Source organism: Thalassotalea litorea, assembly GCF_005843925.1.
Classification (GTDB): domain Bacteria; phylum Pseudomonadota; class Gammaproteobacteria; order Enterobacterales; family Alteromonadaceae; genus Thalassotalea_A; species Thalassotalea_A litorea_A.
Window position 1 is genome coordinate 63,215 of record NZ_VCBC01000009.1, and the last position, 20,882, is coordinate 84,096.

12 protein-coding genes are annotated in these 20,882 nt (G+C 44.6%); 5 read left to right on the plus strand and 7 right to left on the minus strand.

Annotated features, from left to right (window positions below; genetic code table 11):
- Positions 1-103 precede the first annotated feature (103 nt).
- The 4 genes from FE810_RS10155 to imuA are packed head-to-tail and all read right to left on the minus strand — an operon-like array spanning position 104 to position 5,713.
- Entirely contained in the window at positions 104-496 is a 393-nt protein-coding gene (locus FE810_RS10155) for a hypothetical protein (RefSeq protein WP_138319949.1), read from the minus strand.
- Positions 497-514: 18 nt separating this feature from the next.
- Positions 515-3,583: an error-prone DNA polymerase gene (locus FE810_RS10160; RefSeq protein WP_138319950.1), complete on the minus strand. Its 3,069-nt coding sequence runs from the start codon at positions 3,581-3,583 to the stop codon at positions 515-517.
- A gap of 38 nt (positions 3,584-3,621) precedes the next feature.
- Entirely contained in the window at positions 3,622-5,031 is a 1,410-nt protein-coding gene (locus tag FE810_RS10165; protein WP_138319951.1) for a Y-family DNA polymerase, read from the minus strand.
- A 4-nt stretch (positions 5,032-5,035) separates the two neighbouring features.
- Positions 5,036-5,713 carry a translesion DNA synthesis-associated protein ImuA gene (gene imuA, locus FE810_RS10170; protein ID WP_138319952.1) on the minus strand — a complete coding sequence of 226 codons (678 nt, stop codon included), beginning with the start codon at positions 5,711-5,713 and terminating at the stop codon, positions 5,036-5,038.
- A 65-nt stretch (positions 5,714-5,778) separates the two neighbouring features.
- On the opposite strand from imuA, the gene FE810_RS10175 reads away from it, so the two are divergent.
- Complete coding sequence (locus FE810_RS10175) at positions 5,779-6,486, plus strand: SOS response-associated peptidase family protein (protein WP_138319953.1); 708 nt, start codon at positions 5,779-5,781, stop codon at positions 6,484-6,486.
- Positions 6,487-6,566: 80 nt separating this feature from the next.
- Positions 6,567-7,427, plus strand: coding sequence for a DUF2189 domain-containing protein (locus tag FE810_RS10180; RefSeq protein WP_138319954.1), 861 nt, complete (start codon positions 6,567-6,569; stop codon positions 7,425-7,427).
- A gap of 141 nt (positions 7,428-7,568) precedes the next feature.
- Here the strand turns inward: FE810_RS10180 and FE810_RS10185 are convergent, their stop codons facing one another.
- Together FE810_RS10185 and FE810_RS10190 are read right to left on the minus strand one after the other, a co-directional pair.
- Complete coding sequence (locus FE810_RS10185; RefSeq protein WP_138319955.1) at positions 7,569-7,787, minus strand: EF-hand domain-containing protein; 219 nt, start codon at positions 7,785-7,787, stop codon at positions 7,569-7,571.
- 104 nt (positions 7,788-7,891) lie between these two features.
- Entirely contained in the window at positions 7,892-10,000 is a 2,109-nt protein-coding gene (locus FE810_RS10190) for a cation:dicarboxylate symporter family transporter (protein WP_138319956.1), read from the minus strand.
- Positions 10,001-10,270: 270 nt separating this feature from the next.
- Between FE810_RS10190 and FE810_RS10195 the strand changes: the two genes are divergently transcribed.
- Positions 10,271-12,646, plus strand: a complete 2,376-nt coding sequence (locus tag FE810_RS10195; protein ID WP_138319957.1) for a diguanylate cyclase — start codon at positions 10,271-10,273, stop codon at positions 12,644-12,646.
- Positions 12,647-13,033: 387 nt separating this feature from the next.
- Positions 13,034-15,904, plus strand: a complete 2,871-nt coding sequence (locus tag FE810_RS10200; RefSeq protein ID WP_138319958.1) for a M14 family zinc carboxypeptidase — start codon at positions 13,034-13,036, stop codon at positions 15,902-15,904.
- Positions 15,905-15,984: 80 nt separating this feature from the next.
- On the opposite strand, the gene FE810_RS10205 is transcribed toward FE810_RS10200, so the two are convergent.
- Positions 15,985-17,481, minus strand: coding sequence for a CoA-acylating methylmalonate-semialdehyde dehydrogenase (locus FE810_RS10205; RefSeq protein ID WP_212744498.1), 1,497 nt, complete (start codon positions 17,479-17,481; stop codon positions 15,985-15,987).
- 496 nt (positions 17,482-17,977) lie between these two features.
- Here FE810_RS10205 and FE810_RS10210 point away from each other — a divergent pair, with 496 nt between their 5' ends.
- Complete coding sequence (locus FE810_RS10210) at positions 17,978-20,557, plus strand: TonB-dependent receptor plug domain-containing protein (protein ID WP_138319960.1); 2,580 nt, start codon at positions 17,978-17,980, stop codon at positions 20,555-20,557.
- The last annotated feature ends 325 nt before the right edge of the window (positions 20,558-20,882 follow it).

Consider the following 20,882-nt stretch of genomic DNA (forward strand, 5'->3'; position numbering starts at 1 on the left):
CTAATGATGGGTGTCTAGATAAGTTATTTCAATTGCTGAGGTGGGTGTCTAGGTAGTTTGTAGTATTTAGGTTGGGTGTCTTAATTATTTCCATATTTAGGTTTTAATATAGATTATCAAGACTCGTCAGAATACCAGTTGCGTTGTCTAATAGAGCTTTTTGGCGTTCTTCTTCGGTTAAGATGTTAACAAATGGGGTTTTGCGGCGCAGGCGACGCATTTTCGGTGTGTTCTCTAGCATGGCGGCACGAAAGTCGTTTGGATGTTCAATGATATCCAAAATACTGTCCCAGGTGATATATGCACCATATCCAATACGACCAAGCTCTCGGCGCTTTTCTAATGTTTGTCGTACCTGCGGGACTAACTCAATCTGGCGTAGCATCTTTTCGGTAATGGCAACATGTAGGGCCAATACCTGGCGATCAATATACTCATCTTTGATGCCGTTCTTTTTGACTTGATAGGAACGGTTTTTTCTGCCTGTACCTTGCATAAACTAATCAATACCCATTTAGTGAAAATCTCTGGATTGAGTCGTTAATAGTGATAGTTGTTCGCTGCGGTCAATTAACTTACCGGCGATAATATGGATCACTTCGCCCTCGCGTTCCAGTATGCCTTTTACTTCCAATACCTTTGCGGACAAAAATGCCTGTTTTTGGGCTCTGGCGGTGCCTGCCCATACCACGACGTTAATATTGCCAGTATCATCTTCTAAAGTCATAAATGTAACCCCAGATGCAGTCCCCGGAGATTGCCTACCAGTGACTACGCCCACAACTGTCACCAAAGACTTATGGGTTCTACCCGACAACTCATTCATACGGATGAAACCGGACAAGCGACCAGCCTGTTCTAACAATGTGATTGGATGTGAGTTTAAGGTTAACCCCGTGGCGGCGTAATCTTCATTCAATGTTTCAACATCCGTTGGTGAAAAAGCATGAGCTTCATTGATGTTAGCTTGTTTGAACAAGGGTAAATTACTTTCATTATTCATTAACGCCCAGCGGCTTTGGTAGCGATTACCGGTTATGGTTTGTAATGCATTTGCACTTGCCAGGTTTTGTAAGTCTTTGTTATTGATGGCGAGTCGGTGCAATTGATTTAACGTTTGGTAGCCTTGCTCAGGGCGATGTTCCAGTAACGTTATACAAGCCTTAGAGGATAAACCTTTAATAATGCGTAAACCTAATCGAATAGCATAATCGTTCTGCCTATGAACAACACTATGATCGTATTCGGATGTATTTACGCAAACGGGGAGTATCTGAATATTATGGCGATGGGCATCCTGAATCAGTTGTGAAGCACTATAAAATCCCATTGGTAAGCTATTTAATACACTGGCATAAAACATCGCCGGATAATAATATTTTAACCAGGCTGATACATAGGCGAGTACGGCGAAGGAGGCGGAATGGCTTTCGGGGAAACCATATTCGCCAAAACCACAAATTTGTTCGAATAGTCGCTCGGCAAATTCTGTCGGGTAACCTCTTTGCTGCATCCCGCTGATAAGTTTGGTTTTAAACCTAGCCAGTTGACCATTTTTTTTCCAGCTCGCCATCGCCCGGCGCAATTGATCTGCTTCACCACCGCTAAACCCTGCCGCGACCATCGCCAGTTTAATGACTTGTTCTTGAAAAATTGGTACCCCTAAGGTTCGCTCTAGCACGGCTTTGACAGCTTCGGAGGGATATTCAATGGCCTCAATACCACTACGACGTTTTAAAAAGGGGTGCACCATATCGCCTTGAATAGGCCCTGGGCGGACAATCGCGATTTGAATAACCAGATCATAATAACAAGCGGGTTTTAATCTCGGCAGCATACTCATTTGTGCCCGCGATTCGATTTGAAATACACCGACGGTATCGGCTTTTTGTATCATGGCATAGACGTTTTTATCATCTTGCAGTCGGGTGATGTCAGCAATACTCAATGAGCGATTTTCTAATGTTTCAATAAGAGTGAAGCATTTGCGAATGGCACTTAGCATGCCTAACGCGAGGACATCGACCTTTAATAAGCCTAAGGATTCTAAGTCATCCTTGTCCCATTGAATTACGGTGCGATTTTGCATTGCCGCATTCTCGACCGGGACTAACTCATATAAAGGGCCTGAAGAAATCACAAACCCTCCGACATGTTGGGACAAGTGGCGAGGAAAACCGATCAACTCGTTAACCAGATGAATAAAGTGGCGACCTTTATCGGACTCTGGCTGTAACCCTAATTCAACAATTTGCCCTTGCCAGCCTAAATGTTTATCACGGCGGTTGATGTTTTTAATAAAAAACTCTAACTGTGGCAAAGCGATCCCTAACGCTTTACCCACTTCACGAATAGCGCTTTTTAAACGATAACTGATTACGGTTGCGGCAATTGCGGTGCGCTCTCTGCCGTATTTTTGGTAAATATATTGGATCACCTCTTCTCGGCGCTGGTGCTCAAAATCGACATCGATATCTGGGGGCTCGTCGCGTTCTTTGGAAATAAAGCGTTCAAATAATACCGAAATTTGTCGCGGGTCTACCGAGGTGATCTCCAGACAATAACAGACAATGGAGTTGGCCGCAGAACCTCGCCCCTGATAGAGGATCTGCGCTCGCTGCGCAAACTGGACGATATCGTGGATAGTAATAAAATAAAAAGGGTAATTGAGCTCTTCAATTAAGCTAAGTTCTTTATCAATAACCTGCTGGATATGGCTTGGCACGCCATCCGGAAAGCGTCGTTTTGACCCTTGTTTCACTAACTGGCGCAAATAGTGCATTGCCGATATGCCTTCAGGCACAAGTTCGGCGGGGTATTCATAGCGCAATTCTTGCAGATTAAAGGTGCATCGTTCTGCAATCTTTTGAGTTTCCTGCAACCAATCCAAGGGAAATAAGCGTTTAAGCTTTTGCTGACTGCGTAACGCGCGTTCTGCATTGGGAAGAAGATCTTTACCAAGTTGCTCAATGGGAATGCCATTACTTATGGACGTTAGGGTATGTTGTACCGCTAATCGATTGGCGTTGTGCATTAATACACCGCCACATACGGTGATTGGCAGCTCAAATTGTTTCGCCAATTGCTGACAGTGATGTTTATACCTTTCATCGTCTGCACTTAAATGGCGTTGATAACCGAGCCATAATCGCTCATGGTGATATTTACACAGCCATTCCCCCCATTCATGATCCGAAGCCGTGGCTGTTGGTAACCACAAAATTAAACAATGCTTTATCGACATTAGGTCCCATTGGGCAAGTTGATACTCTCCTTTGTTACTGCGTCGCCTGGAATTACTGATAATGCGGCAAAGCTCGGCGTAGGCCTGACGATTTGGACACAGCAGAATTACTTGTAACTGTTGCTCTAACCAGAACATGCTACCAACGAGTAAACGGATCCCTAACTGATTATTCTTAATTACCGTATGAGCTCGGACAACGCCTGCCACAGAGCATTCATCAGTGATTGCCAGAGCTTGATAACCTAAAAATTCCGCCTGATGGACCAATTCCTCAGGGTGTGAAGCGCCCTGCAGGAAAGAAAAATTACTTTGGCAAAATAACTCTGCGTAGCTCAAGTGTTTAACTCCATTAATCGATGGTCAGGCTAACCGATTCAACTGAATAAACCATGGACAAACCAGCTTTGGCCTGAGGTTCGAAATATCCACAACCACTGTCCTTTTGAGTTTCGGGCAATAAAATAATCACGGGTCACGGGGTGTTTATCCCACCAGCCGGCCACGATGCGTTCGGGACCATGTTGAATATTCATTTTCTCCTGCACGGGTAAGGGCTGCGGTAAAATAAAGCTTGGTTGTAAAACCGTGGCGCTGGTTTTGGTTGGCTTTATGGTTGAGTGTTTTTGTAATGGCGGGCAAGGAATCGTAGATAATTCCGGACGATGATCATCAACTTGAGTAACTCCTTGTACTCGGCCTTTGCCTAATTTAGCTTGTAATCGAGAAACCAGTTCGTTGGCAGAAATTGCACCACAATGTTTGCTAAACATATCCATCACTCGAAAATCATTGCCTCGAATTTGCATCGCCTCAACCGTAATGGCAATAACCGGTGCACTGACTTTGATCGACTCCAGTGTTAACTGGCTTAAATTCAGCCACCGTTTCGCCTGATATTCCCCTTCGGCGCTATGAACCTGGAAATGCACGCTTTCGCTATCTCGTAGATGTAATTCAATATTTAGTTGTCCGGCATGTTTATCCCGAAAGCGTAAAAATTGTTCTAGTAAATGAAAAACCTTAAACAGGGGTTTTTGTAAATACTGAAGGTTGGATATTTCAAACATTAATTCCAGGTAGTGTTTGAATGTTTCCGGAGGGTGATAAAAATCCACTGGGTGTCTTAGTTGGCCGGTTAGGCGCCCTATATATGTAACTAGCTCTATATCAAAACGTTTGGCGATGTCGGTTAGCGGTAAACGCAGTAGATCGCCAATACTCTGGACCCCAACACGGCCCAGATGATTCACCACTTTTTTGGTTAAATCCGTTACCTGCAGTGGCATTGAACCGAGCAAGTTGTCTATCTGTTGTTTGTTGTCGTTAAGTTGATTCGATGCGCTCATCGCCAATAATTTGGCCGCATAAGGCGAGTAACCACATCCGTACTCGTATCTTAAGTTCAGTCGCTGTAAATGTTTTGTGAGTACTTGCCAATAGTTATCCAGCCCCTGATAAAGACTCAGCATATGACTTACCCTTAGCAGTAACCCATTAGGTGGATACAAACTGATATCCGCAGTAACCAGATATAACCATTGGGCAATATGAGTCAGTTTTGCTGTTTCCTGTTTCTCATCGTATGCCAGTACCTGTAGGTCCGGACATAAAGCCGCGGCTGAACCAAGGCCCATGCCAATTTTGATACCGGATTTTTTCGCATTTTCATTCCGCTGTACAACATCACTTTTTCGACCGTGTACGATGGCAACAGGCAGCGCGTTATCCGTTTGATAAAGACTATCCAGTTGTAGCGACGGGAAATGAAGGTACAGCCACAGCATAAGATTAACCGGCTTTCGATGCAGGAAAATAAATCAGGTTATCGGGGATCTCCCCTAAGGTCAGGGACGGCCAATGACGCTGCATATCAATATGAAACGCTTTCGATGGCCAGCCACGCTTGCGCTTATTAATTTGTGCGTCAACCCCAGCAGGACTCGCCGATAGGGACAGGCTTAAATCCAGCGGTAATGACAGCGTTTCATAGCGCTTTTGGCGCAACATAAAGACTCGGCTTGCGCCTTTCTCAGCCGCAAGTTGCAGACGTTTCACCTGATGAATTTCAATGGCTTGATCTAACCACAATAATACGGAACCGCAAGCACCACTTTTCAGGCATTCTTCCGTCGACCACAATGCATCTTTTTCTTGTTCGGGAGTAATTATGACAACATGTTGTAAATCTACCTTTTGTGCCGCAAGCATGGTGGCATTTACATGCCCTGGTGGATTAATAAAAATCAGCAAACGATCCGGATCTGCGGTGAGTGTTGGCAATAATAGTCGTAGCTCACCGATACCTGTTTCGGTTAATATTTCAATGGCTCCAGCTTTAATTAAACCACCGTTAAGGTGTTGATCAAGCTCGGAATAACCGGAAGATTCTAGTTCGGGTTCTGGTGTTTTTACCGCACCATGCCACACTAAATGGCGATGCTGGAGATCTTTAATTAACTTATTCATGACTAAATACCTGTATGAATGTACAGTATATTCGATCTTTTTATTTATGCAAGGCAATAAGTACTATGTGCGGACGATTAAATATCAGTGATGATCCTTTTGTGATGGAGTTGATCAATTGGTTAGGCGTGGAAAGCCCGCGGGAGAATATTCATTGGGGACGTTTTAAAAGAGCAACGGATACGATTTCCATTATTCGCCAGAACGAAGGCCAACGGGTAATCGATGATGCGACTTGGTGGTTGTTACTGGACAAAAATGAGCAAGGCTTTAAACCATCGCGCTATACCAGCTTTAATACCCGCTATGACAAGTTAAATGTCCCTCGTAGTGCGGGTTATATCCCATTTCGACAGAGTCGCTGCATCATCCCGGCAAAAGGCTTCGGTGAAACGGAATTTCAGAATAAAAAGCCCGTTCATTATTATGATATGGAAGCGCTACCTGGTGAGGCCCTTGCATTCGGGGGGCTTTACCGCCAATGGGTACATCCGCAAACCGGTGAAGTGCGGCTGTCGTGCTCAATTATTACCTTGCCTCCCCACGATAAATTGCGTCATATCCACTCAAAAGCAATGCCATTGATACTCCCCAGGCATCCAGGCCTGTTATCTGCCTGGTTAGATCCGAGCTATCAGCAGGTTGAAAATTTTCAGTTTTTGCTCACGCCTAATTTACCCCAGGCACTTAGCGCTTATCCGATTGATAAACCGAGCTTACACCAACGCATTGGTGCGATTGAGAAAATTGCCGCAGATCAGCAAAGAGCGTAGATACGGCATTTAGTCTAAACTTTACGGCACAAGGTAACGTATATAGAACTGTATCAGGCAAATAGTTGTTAGGAGGTTATATGCCAGTTGATCATACCGCCGGCTCTAAGGATGTGAAAGATACTGAACAAGACGCTAAGTCTGAATTCAGTGATGCACTCGAAGATCGACCAGATGATTACTTTGTGCAACGCAAGTTTGCTAAGGCGATAGATTGTCATCCCGTTGCCCAGTCCGCTCCATTTCATTGGCTTGCTCTTGCGGTTAATGACTTTACCAGAGCACCTTTGCTTTCTTTGATTTATGGGGTCATATTTAGTTTGATACCGGCAGCATTGATTGTTCTGGTATTGGCCGCGGATACGCATCTGGTAATTTTACCCGCGTCGGTGGCGTTTGCTCTGATAGGGCCGGTATTTGCGACCGGGCTTTATGATGTTGCATGGGAACTGGAGAAAGGCCATACGCCAACGTTTCGTCATAGCCTGAAATCGATGTTTCGAAACCCTGTCGGTGAATGGGGGTTTGCGATATTGCTAATGCTGATGATGCTGGTCTGGATGCGTATCGCTGCTTTGATTTATGCACTGTACCCAACAACCTTAACCCCCTCTTTAGAAGAAATGGTCGGCTTTTTAACGTTAGGCACTCTGGCTGGGGCGGTGTTATTGGCCGTGGTTTTTGCTTTTTCTGTCTTTACACCGCAAATCATGATGGAACGCAGAGTGGATATTATGACCGCAGTTGCCACCTCGTACAATGCAGTACGTAAAAACCTCAGCACTATGGTTGTATGGGCGGCTTTAATTCTAATTTCGGTGCTGATTGGGTTTGCGACATCCGCAGTTGGCTTTATTGTGATTATGCCGATTTTAAGTTACGCCAGCTGGCACGCTTATATCGCCACCATTAAAACCACACGTCCGAGAAAATACGAATAGCCATTATTCAGCCAAACCAAGACTAAACGCACGCACATAAAAAAGGGGCAGAAAACCTTATCTGCCCCTTTCGCGAAAAAGTGTCCATAATTAAGTCCTAAACGTGTAAACCTATTTCAGGACGGGACAAAGTATTAATGTTTACAGCGCTAAATCAATAATCATTTCCGTAAGCTCTTCTTTGGAAATGCTATTGTCGTGATTTGCATCAAATTTTTTGAAAATGCTTTCACACATGCGTATGCCTTTGTCTTGTAGCAAACAATGGATTAGCTCGACAAACTCGCTACGGCTAATGGCTCCATCTTTGTTTTCGTCGAAAATTTCAAACAGCTCATCGACCCATTCTTTAATCTGCATTTTACTCTTCCCAATCTAATTGACTTAACGCCACTCTAACCAGTTAACGGGCGTTTGTGAATCATTATTTTGTAATCAAATACCACTGCCAATGGTGCTGAATGCTAACGAACAAAGCCAATCGGTTTTTTCCCTTCAATCCAGAAAGTGAAAAGAGCATCGATGGTTTTGCCACTTTTTTTCATCGATATCCAGTTATTCATAAACTGCTCGAATTCATAATCCTGTTTTTGTACCGGAAACGCCATTCCCATTTCCGGCAGCCTTGGCTCTGGAATAACAACCGTATAATCCGGATACAGTAATGTCCAGGCCGACGCACCGGCAGCGCCATAAATCATCGCATCTATCTCCAGCTCTTCATCGATAAAAAATTGCCGTGGCGATGAAAGCTCATGAACAACATTATTTGGCATGTTTTTCTTTACGGTTCTGTCGTAGTAGTAGGTTTCCGGCATACCCAGTACAATCTCAGAGTTTTCAACAATGCGGTGCCAATTGCCATATTTACTGCGCTCGTTATCACGCACTAATAACGCCAGGGTTTCCTGAACATGCGGGTTGGTTAAATTATGATTAATTAAATTCCCCGGCGTAACCGGCAAAGAAGCGACAATATCCAGATATCCACGGTTTAAGAACTCTTCTATGTTGCGCCTTTTAATGCGTATAAATTCAATATCTACTTCAAGTTCTTGCGCGAGCAAATGTCCTATTTCAATGTCTAATCCCACCAACTCGCCATCTTTGTTATGAAATGCATAGGGCAATGCATCGGCGTAGTACCCCATTCGAATTACGCCACGGACATTGATTCTCTCCATGGTATTTTCAATCGAGTCGATATCCGGTGTTTCATCCGGTAGTGGTTCTTTTAGCACGCGAGCGCTTGCAGCGGGCAATAACAAATCACGATCGATGAACTTTTGGTAACCTTCATATTGATGGCTAATTGAATTGAAAGTGAAAGATAGCGCCACCAGGACCAAAGAGGTACATAACGGAACGGAGATCATAAAAATAACGAATGGACGCAGATAGAACTTCACTTTATGCATAATGACCATAGGGATCAGCATACAAAGTACGGTAATAAACATTACGGATAGTAGGGCCGCCAGACGACTGACCAACAATTGTTCCGCCACCACATATAATTCAAACATGGATGCGGAGATGGAAAACCGTTCGAGGATATTTGGTACGGCGATCATTTGTGAACCAAACAATTGTAAAATGCCGGTAAACACCAGGCGAGGGTAATCAGAAATGGCAATTTCTTCACCATTAAACCAGGCCGCAAACAGGATAAACAGCAGCACCAGTAATTTTCCCCCCATCGGTAAACTGTAGGAAATTGGCGCAATAATTGACGGCAATCGAGTGCTGGAGTTGTGGCTATGTGAGTGCGCAATCAACTGTTTTTTTACGTCTTCAGCAATCACAGGTATCACCACAAAAATGCTGCCAGTGGCAAATCCGGTAATTAGGGCTGAACGACAGGCCAAAAAAACCTGAGAGATGGTTAACGGCGTAAAAATAGCGACGATTAAAGGCAGAATGACAAACGTTAGTAACAACACCATTGAGGCGGTGGTCACAAAATAGACCAAAAGGCCATCCATCTCATCTTCGGCAAGCGTTGCACTGGCATTCCAGGCGATAGCAATAACCCCATACGGTGCCATTTTCATGACCGTGTTGGTTACCCGGGTTAATGCCTGACGGATGTCTTTAAACACATACAGGCTACGGCGTTTATTGTGGATACCAATAAATCCGATACCAATAAATACGCTAAATACCACGATTGCCGGAACGACGCCGTTTGCCATGGCATAAAAAGGGTTGGCAGGAAGGAAGTACTCTAATGGATTCGAGGTTTCTTTTTCACGAATAATGCTGGCGGAATAAAATGCGGCAGAATTCCAGTCCGGAAATGCAATTGGGGCAAGTAAAACAATACCAACCACGACACACAATAAAATCGCAAACGAAACGGCGCCATATTTCGCCAGACGTCTGGCCTGTTGACGACTCATTGAACCAATACCAAATACCAATGATACGGCGATATAAGGTAGGGCAGTCATTTGCAACAGCATAACAAAACCCTGACCGATATAGTCGATCACATCATTGCTATAGCCAGAGACAAAACCAATGCACAGGCCGAGAATCATGGCGATGATGATTTTATTTGCTTGGGACATTTATCGTTTTCACCATCCTTTGTGACTAGCTAACGCCTCACGAATACAATGGCAAGGAGTAAATGTGTTGGATATTTGGGCATTTACTCGCTCAAATATCAACGATTACTAGCAATCTGATTATGTTTAAAATAAAGTAAACAGGATTAAAAAATTATAGATAACTGACGGGTAATTGCATTGTTCTCCCTAATTATTGTCGCAATAAAATAATCCATACTGAGCTTCCCCCAGGCTCCATACTTAAGTGGTTGTAGCTAAAAACAAAAAATGAAAAAGCTTAGTGTTAAAATTAAAGAGCAGTATAAACCTGTTCTGTTCGTAGCCCTTATCTCTTTATTTGGCTATGCATTGAATTTCTATCCCATCCCATTATTTAATAATATTGATTTGGTATTGGGGAATGTGGCTTTTGTCATCGTCGCCATGCGTTTTGGCATGCTTTATTCGTTGTTGTGTGCATTAATTGTCTGTATTTCCCTGACCGAATCAACGGGACATCCTTTTGGCTTCTGGCTGTTTGGCTTAGAGGCGGTGTTTATTGCCTGGTTGCGTAAGCGGGGCTGGTACATTTTGTACGCCGACTTACTTTTCTGGTTTGTCCTTGGTATGCCGCTTACCGCATTGCTATTGTTCTATCAAATTAACATGCCGGAACAGTTATGGTTTTTGACGACCATAAAACAGGCTTTTAATGGTTTGGTTTATGCGTGTCTTGCGGGCCTAATTGTCTACTTTTTCCCAGCATTGTTTGATATTTCCTATCAGCAACAACCCCGTGCCGTTCGCACATTACAAAACCAGTTAGTCTATGCGTCTTCTTTGGTAATCAGCTTTTCCATTATCACCACTTCAATTTTTGTGAGCCATAAGGTCATCAAATCCCAGCACGATATCATTCAGCAAAATATCATTGAACGTAAGCACCACTTTGTGCAAACCACCAATAATTATTTGCAGACCTACCAGTCGGCGATTGAAAATCTTGCCATTATGCTGAATGCCAATCCGGATGACCTGACTCGCCAAGCAACCAAAGATCAGAGCTTGGCGTATGTTGAAAAGTTTCATAACAAGTATCCAGATTTTCTCGGGATTGCCCTGATTGCAGACGACAAACACCTAGTATACACCAGTCCATCGGCACTCATTGACCAGGTTAAGGACAGAGTCGGCACGGTTAAAGTGGGTCAGGATGAATTTTTCATTGGCGCACAAGTCACGTCTGGCAGTTATATTTCGAAAGTGTTTATCTCGAAATACCTCGGCGACAAGCCAATCATTACCATAAGTCAGGCACTGGATTTTTCCGGCGCAGACATTTCCTATTCAGGCTATAAACCAGTATTGGTGGCAGCTCTGGATAGTGGCAAATTCTCTAAGCTGGTATCGGCGAATTTGCAAAATAAGATGTCCTATATTATTACCGATCGGGTCGGTAATGTTGTGTTTGCCTCACCACAGTTAGGCATTGAACCGTTAAAGTCATTTCAGTTTTCCGCGGAAAATGATTATGCGTTTGGTAAAACCAAATTGGTCCGTTTTAAAACCAAGGAAGGCGATTCAGCGGAATACTTTCTTTCTCAGGGGAATTTGAAAAATGGCTGGCAAGCTTATGTATTGGTCGACTCCATTGCCGTCGTCAAACAGGTTGAACGAGAATATATCCTGGTATTTGCCCTATTAATTCTGGCATTTCTTATCGCCGTTTCTCTGGCGCAGCGCATTGGTTCGGAATTAACTCAGCCGATGGTGTTTATTCTTAAACAACTGAAAAAGTTTGATCGCAATAATAAGCTTGAATTTGCGCCTTTATTTAAAGGCGCACCGCAAGAAGTTATCTTGCTTTATGCCGAATTGCAGCGTAATAAAACGGAGATTCTCGAATATCAGACCGAGCTTGAGAATAAAGTTGCCGAACGCACCGATGAGTTGGAAAGAGCCAATGCTAAATTGACTCAACTGGCGCAAAAAGATGGTTTAACCGGTGTGTTTAACCGTCGCTATTTTGATGAGCATTTTGGCTTGCATCGCAAACTAGCATATCGTAATCAAACCAATATGGCGGTGGTGCTTATCGACCTTGATCACTTCAAGGGGGTAAATGACCAACACGGACATCTGTCTGGTGATGAATGTTTACGTGTGGTGTCGGAAATTATGAGCGAAGAATTTAGTCGGGAAACGGATTTAATTGCTCGCTTTGGCGGTGAAGAGTTCGTTCTTATGGTGACACAGATCACCGAGCAAAACCTGTCGTATAAGCTCGAACGTTTACGCCGCACAATCGCCGCAACGGTGATCTATGACGAACAAAACAAACCCTTTCATGTCACAGCGAGTATCGGTGCACTGTTGGCTCCGGCAACCTATAGTGATGAAGTGCAAAGCTGGGTTAAGCTGGCGGATCATAAATTGTACCAGGCCAAACGTGAAGGTCGAAATCAAGTGTGTATGGAAGTGCTTGCTAACGATCAGAAAGTTGAAATCATTGTTGATTCGGTTGATTCGGTTGATTCGGTTGATTCGGTTGATTCGGTTGATTCGGTTGATTCGGTTGATTCGGTTGATTCGGTTGATTCGGTTGATTCGGTTGATTCTGAAAACAAAAAAACGGATGCACAACTCAGCAAAAACGATCATTAAATCACTAGAAATGTCGCTAGGCTTTTTACGACTTAGCCATTTACCGGGTTAAGTGTGGCCAGGCGATTCATGTATTTTGATTTGTTTCATTGCAAATTGCCCAGGTGAGGGCGGCAGCAACGCCATTGTGAGACTTAAACGCTAAAGCATCTGATTGTTTTCACGCATCAGGAGCCGCGAATTGCTGTCGCTATTCCACCGATTTTTTACAACCCTTATCAAGTGCTAGCCACGCCTAAGAACCTGGCAGCAGCGGCTTAAATGCTTTTGCTACAAGATGTTAGATAAGCCAATCAGGCTCAATATTCTATGCGTATTTCCATCTTTACTCTTTATCTTTGACAGCCAGAAACCTATAGTGGAGTTAAAACAACGATAAGGAAGGTTATGAAACTGTTTTTAAAAGGGCTTTTATTGACAGGCCTACTAGGCATAACATTGATGAGTCAAGCGACGGTCTTGATGAAACCCAACCCAGTCCCTGGGGCGGAATACCCGCCATTATTGCAGGGCGATTACCTCGATAACATCACCACTCCGGAAGATTTCCTAGGCTTTGATGTTGGCCAGAAAACCGCAACACCGGCGCAAATTAATGCCTTGGTAAAGCGATGGGCAACCGAAAGCGACCGGGTTAAGCTGGTAGAATATGCGCAAAGTTATGAAGGACGGGCGCTGCATTATCTTGTTATATCAAGCTCGGAGAATATTCAGACACTTGATACCATCAAAAGCAATATCAGTACGCTAAGTCAGCCGGCAAAGTTGTCGGACAATAAGATTGAGCAACTGCTAACGGATACTCCTGCGACCGCCTGGATGGCATACAGCATTCATGGTAATGAGTCTTCCGGAGCGGATTCTGCATTGGCATTGATATACCACTTACTTGCCAGCAAAGATGCGGACAACAAAAAGATGTTAGACGAATTGCTGGTTATCGTCGACCCGATGATGAATCCAGATGGTCGAGCCCGTTTTACCAAACAACTGCAACAAAATCGCAGTACCGCACCGAACTTCGATGTGCAGTCTTTATTACATTCTGGAGTCTGGCCCTTTGGTCGTACTAATCACTACCATTTTGATTTAAATAGGGATTTTTACTATGCGGTAAATCCAGAATCCCGTGGCCGAATTAAAGCGATCAATGACTGGAATCCATTGTTAATGATTGATGGTCATGAAATGGGGGCATTGGATAACTTTTTGTTTGGGCCGCCGCGGGAACCGATAAATGAGCATATTGCCGACAGCATTAATCGCTGGAGTAAAGTATTTGCCCAGGATCAAGCCAGTGCGTTTGATAAAAAAAGCTGGCCTTATTACACCGGAGAATGGTTTGAAAACCTGTATCCTGGATATTCAAATTATGCTGAATATCGAGGCTCAATCCATATTCTCTATGAGCAGGCCCGTACCGCAGAAGATGGTGTGCGTTTGCGCAATGGCACCATTCGTAGTTACAAAAAATCGGTGCATCATCAGTTTTATTCCGCCTTAGCGAATCTCGATACGCTGCAAAAAAACCGTAAAGCGATTTTTTCCGATTACATAAAAAATCGAAAAAGCCATATTGATCGCAACAGTAAATACGCCGATCAATCTTTTGTCGTTTTAGCCAATAATAACCGCTCTCGCGTTCAACAATTCCTTGATTTGATGGATATTCAGGGCATTAAATATTATCGCAATGAGCAACCTCTGAAGGTTCGCGATGTCACCGACCAACTCGGGCAGGTGAGTAAAAATAAAACCGTTCCGGTGAACAGTATTATTATTCCTAACCGACAATATAACGCCCCCTTGATTGCGGCAATTTTAGAATTCGATGCGAATATTAAGGACTCAGTATTATTAGAAGAGCGCCAAAAAACGTTACGTGATGGCAGCTCGGTGATGTATGACTCTACTGCCTGGAACTTAACCATGATGTATGGTCTTTCAGCCTGGCAGGTCGGTCAGCACCTGTCTGGTGGTCTGGCAGAACATCAAGCCCTAAAAAGTCAGTTTAATGATATGGAAAATGCGATTGCCTATCTGATTGACGGTGCAGATGATGCCTCGGTGAGTGTGGCTGCACGTTTACTGGAACAGGATATTAATGTCCGGGTATTGGACAAACCCGGACTTTACAACAAGATTGATTTTGCCCGCGGTACCGTGGCGATTACTCAAGCCGATAATTCCCACAAAAGTGGCTGGTTAGAAACGTTAAAACGTGTTGCTGAAGAAACTGGCGCTGAGGTTCAGGCAATCAATCAGGGGCTAGGTGATGGCGATTTGCCTGATATTGGTTCAGAGCATTTTCAATTGCTACGCAGACCGCAAATTGCCATGTTGACTCAAAATGGTATCAGCCCTTATGACTACGGTCATATCTGGCACCTGATTGATACGCAGTTAGGCGTACGCCATTCTCACCTGGCACAGGAGATGATTTCCAATGCCGATTTGCGTGCATACAATGTTCTGGTTGTGCCAGGACGTTGGTACGGTGAGCTTTCTAAAGGCACATTAAAGGCGGTTGAAAACTGGGTGAATAACGGTGGCACATTAATTGTCACTGGTAGCTCTGTTACTCAATTTGCCAAAGCCAAGGACTTTATCCAGACTAAATTACTTGATGATAGTTTCGAAAATATTCAGGAATATAACCTTGCCCTTACGCGTCAATGGCTGTCTGAGCAGGAGAAAATATCAAATGACAATGTGCTCGACTCGCACAAGGTGGCGGATAGTATTTGGTATCCATGGCAGAACAGCAAAGAGCTCAAGCCGATGGATAAAAAACAGCTCACTCAATGGAGTCAATGGACCGAAGCCTTTATGCCATCCGGGGCATTATTGGCGACTCGTACCGATCAAAAACACTGGTTAACCTATGGCGTTGATCGGATCCTGCCGGTGCTTACCGATAACGCTCCGTTGTTGATGACCAAATCGGTTACCGGTGCAGTTGTTCGTTATGGTGTTCATGTCGATAACGATGATGCCAAAGAGCGGATGATTGGTTGGTCTACTGTGCCTAAAGGCAATGATTTATCATTGCGGATGAGTGGCTTATTGTGGCCAGAAGCGGCTCAGCGCATTGCCAATGCCGCCTATCTTACTCGAGAACGTAAAGGTAACGGCCAGGTTATCCTGTTTGCCAATTCGCCAAACTTCCGAGGGGCCACCAAAGGCACTGCGCGTTTATTATTAAACGCCATGATCTATGGACCAGGGCTAGGCAGTCGAGCGCCATTACAGTTATAGCGCTTGGATTCTAAATATTAGAATCTAGCGTCAAAAAAGGGAGCGAAAGCTCCCTTTTTTATTGATGAAAATCCGTGGTTTTATTTCAGACTGATTGTCGTATGGATTTCATCACCTTCGCTGTGATCTGGCTCAAACCACCGCGCGGTCACGGTTTTAGTCTGTGTCCAAAATTGCGTAACCTGTTTACCGTTTGGCCCCAAATCGCCGAGCTTAGATCCTCGGGAACCGGTAAATGAGAAATAGGCGACAGGGACAGGAATTGGCACATTGATACCCACCTGACCCACATCAATATCATTTTCAAATTTTCGAGCGACATAGCCTGAAGAGGTAAAGATTGAGGTACCATTACCATTTGGGTTGCCATTGATGATCGCAATCGCTTCATCAAGCGTTTCCACTTGTAAAATGCACAGCGCCGGACCAAAAATTTCCTGCTGATAAATATCCATATCCGTGGTTACGTCCGTAAACAAGGTCGGTCCGATGAAATTACCATCAGGATAACCCGGTACTTGAACATCACGACCATCTATCAGCATGGTTGCACCTTGCTGTTCACCGGTATTCAAAATATTGATAATGCGCTGTTTCGCTTGCGGTGACACCACGGGGCCTAAGTCGGCACGGCGATTTGTGCCGGCATCGATCACCAAAGTCTTCGTTTTAGCGACGATTTCATCTAACCATTCGCGACTATTGCCGACCAGAATCGTTACCGGGTTTGCCATACAACGTTGACCCGCAGCCCCGAAAGCAGAACCGATAATGTCATTGATGGCACGCTCTTTATTCGCATCAGGCATCACTACCATATGGTTTTTTGCGCCCATCATACATTGTGCGCGCTTGCCGTGCTGGCTGGCATGGTTGTAGATATGGGTGCCCACTGGTGTCGAACCGATAAACGAAACGGCTTTCACTAACGGGTGCTCACAAATACGGTTTACCACATCAGGGCCACCATGAACGACGTTCAATACGCCTGGCGGAACCCCGGCTTGTAATGCCAGATCCACCATTAACATGGTTGACGATGGATCTTGCTCTGAGGGTTTTAATACGAAGGTGTTGCCGCAGGCTATCGCTGCCGGGAACATAAATGCGGGAAGCATTATCGGAAAGTTAAATGCCGTGATCCCAGCGCCCACACCCAGTGGCTGATTCAATGTATAAACATCGACATTCGAGGCCGCGTTATTTGCCATTTCGCCTAACTGTAAACGAGTGATCGAGCAGGCGTTTTCTACCGCTTCCAGTGCTCGGCCAACTTCACCTTCCGCATCGGGTAAGGTTTTTCCATGCTCTTCGGTGATCAAGGCCGCAATTTGCTCGGTATGATCCTGCAATAACTGCTGAAACTTAAGCATGATACGCATGCGTTTAGTCAGTGATGTTTTACTCCACGTCGCAAAAGCACGGTGGGCACTTTCAACGGCGGCATCCACTTCTTCCAGGGTTGCCATTGGCACTCTGGCTACGACTTCCTGAGTCGCTGGGTTCAGTACATCTAAGTATTGCTGAGACGTTGACGGCACTTTTTTACCATCGATCAGCAATTCAATTTCACGCATTGTCATAATTTAACCTTTGTTTTCTAACCGGGTTTTCTAACCGGATTTACTTGCCGCGTTTTCTCGCCGTGTTTAGTGGTGAGAAGGTAGCAACCAGCAGATTTGTTGTTGTGATATCAGAGCCATGAATTTCGGTGTTTGTGCGCAAAATGCACGGAACCCAAACGGTTTGATATTTTTATTATTGTTTAATGCTAGGTTAGGGAGTCGTCGTGTTTGATTCAAGGATGTTTCATTTTCATCTTTAACGAGATCCTTTGATTTGTAAATATAGCTGAACATCCGCGAGGCCAAATGTTTGCAACATTAATTTTTTTCATCTTTGCTTACATCTTTTTCGCGTGTTTTTCATACAAAAGCTTTGCTGGATGGGCGTTAATTGGTTGTAAATAGTTCGTTAGTATTATATAAAAGTCGATGTTCATCCGATTGTAAACAACAACGTACAATACATTTCACTATGGATGATAAAAATAAAATATTTCAGGGAGTTAATATGTCAGTTAAATTTAGCAAGCGCAGTTTAGCGTTGGCAGTATCGGTGGCTTTATCAAGTCAATCGGCACTGGCAGCAGAAGAAGCTGCTCAAGAAGCGGTTGCCGAAGAGGATATCGAACAAATCGTTGTCGTTGGTAGTCGTGCGGCACCTCGTTCAGTCGCTGATTCACCGGTTCCAGTCGATGTAGTTGATGGCGATGAGTTAAGAAAGTCTGGCTCGTCAGATATGCTTGACCTGTTAGTCGCATCGGTTCCATCATTTGCGGCTCGTGCTCAACCTATCAGTGATGCTGCAACCTTGGTTCGCCCGGTAAACCTACGTGGTCTATCTTCCGACTCAACATTGATTTTACTTAACGGTAAGCGTCGTCACCGTGCATCGGTTATCGCTTTCCAGGGTGGTGGTGTCAACGATGGTGCCCAAGGCCCAGATATCTCAGTGATCCCGTCGGTTGCGTTAAAGCAAGTCGAAGTACTTCGTGATGGTGCATCTGCACAATATGGCTCCGATGCGATTGCGGGTGTGATGAACTTCGTATTGAAAGATGATGCCGACGGTGGCTCGATTTCAGCCAAATACGGTGAGTATTACGAAGGTGACGGCGGTACAACCACGGTTGATGGTAACATTGGTCTACCTCTTGGTGATGACGGCTTTGCTAACTTTAGTTTTCAGTTGAAAAATGCTGATGCGACCTCCCGAAGTGTACAACGTCCAGATGCTGCAGGTTTGATTGCCGCTGGTAATACGGATGTTGGTAATCCAGCCCAAATCTGGGGTCTGCCAGAAATCGAAGACGATATTACTCTATTTGGTAATGTTGGTTTGGATATCGGTTCTGATAAAGAAGTTTATCTATTTGGTAACTACTCAGAGCGTGATGTGACCGGTGGTTTCTATTATCGTAACCCACATAACCGTGGTAACGTTTATTCCATCGATGGTGGTGAGACCTTACTTGTTGGTGATGTGGCTCAAGCATCCGGTGCACCTCGCACTTGTGCGGTCGTGCCAGCGAACGTTGATAATGTTTTGAACACTCAGGCATATCAGGACATGGTTGCGGATCCAAACTGTTTCTCAATGAACCAAATCTTCCCAGGCGGTTATACACCAGCATTTGGTGGTAATATCACCGATACATCGCTTACCGGTGGGGTACGTGGTGATTTTAATGACGGCTTCATGGATGGTGTATATTTTGATTTAAGTGCCTCGGTGGGTCGTAACGAATCTGACTTTAACCTGGCAAATACCTTAAACCCTTCTTTAGGCTTAAGCACTCCAACGGAATTTGATACCGGTAAATACATTCAATTGGAAAAAACCATTAACTTTGATTTAAGTAAGGGTTTTGACTTTGGTTTGTATGAACCAGTAAATATCGCGGGTGGTCTTGAGTGGCGCGAAGAAAGCTTTGAAATCATTGCGGGTGAAGAATCTTCCTGGAAGGCGGGTCCTTATGCCGATCAGGGTTTCAACATCGGTTCTCACGGTTTTAAAGGCTTTGGTCCTGAATCTCAAGGCGTCAACACTCGTCGTAATATTGCTGCGTATTTAGATACTGAATTCTATTTCAGTGACGCATTTATGGCAGGTGCCGCAGTACGCTGGGAAGACTATGACAGTTTTGGTAGCACCTTCGATTACAAAATCACGGGTCAGTTCTCAATCACGGATGACTGGTCATTGCGTGCATCCCACAGTACGGGTTTCCGTGCTCCAACGGTTGGTCAGGCAAACGTGGTTAACACCCAGACATCCCTTATCAATGGTGAGTTGATTCAAACTTTCCTTGCACCAGCGACCGATCCATTGTCAGCGTATTATGGCGCGGAAGTTTTAACGCCAGAAGAATCTACCAGTTATACCTTTGGTACGGTTCTACAATTCGGTGAGCTATTTATTACTGCCGATATCTACAGCATTGAAGTGAAAGATCGTCTTGCACAAACGTCACAAATCGACGTGGAAGCTGATGACTATGATGATCTTCGCGCTGCAGGTGTACAAAACCCAGAATTGATTTCAGCGGTGACCTACTTTGCCAATGACTTTAATACCACGACTTCTGGTTTAGACGTCGTTGCTAACTACAACATGGAAATGTTTGGTGGCGAATCAGGGTTCAGCCTGGCCTATAACTACAACAAAACTGAAGTCGATAGCGTTGACGTTCAGGATGATGGTTCGGTACGTACAGGTCCAGACAAGGTAAGACGTTTGGAAGAAGGTATGCCTGAGCATCGCGGAACCTTTACCGTGAGCCAGAGCTGGGATTCTTTCGGCATGTTTGTTCGTGCAAACTACTTTGGTGAATACTGGGCGGTTCATGCTGATGATGCTGGCCCGGGTGGTTGGAACCAAGATGCAGATTCTGCAATCACGTTCGACGCCGAAGTCAGTTACTTCATGAGTGAGCACTTTACCTTTACCTTAGGTGCGAACAACATCTTCGATCAGGAAGCGGAACGCATTCCTGATGAATTCAACGGTGTTGGTGGTCAGTACTATGAAAGTGGTCCGTTCGACTATAACGGCGGATACTACTACGGTAAAATCACGTATAGCTTCTAATAAAGAACGCGTTTAAAAAAGGACCTTCGGGTCCTTTTTTGTTTTTGGAAGCGGCAGTGGAGTCAAGACGATAAATGTCTTGAAGGTGGAGTCGAAGCAAAAACGCTTCGAGGGTGGAGTTGACGTACGACGTCGATGGTGGAGTCGAGATAAAACTCTCGAGGATAATCACATGGCCGGATCCCGTATTGCTTTACGCAGTGACGCTCCGACTTGGCTGTTCTCGAAACAGCGTTTACCCTCAGCTGATGCATCAGCGTTCCCGAAGTGGCTTTTTCAGCCACGTACTCGGAGTATCGTTTACGATACGTACATTGCGATGCGT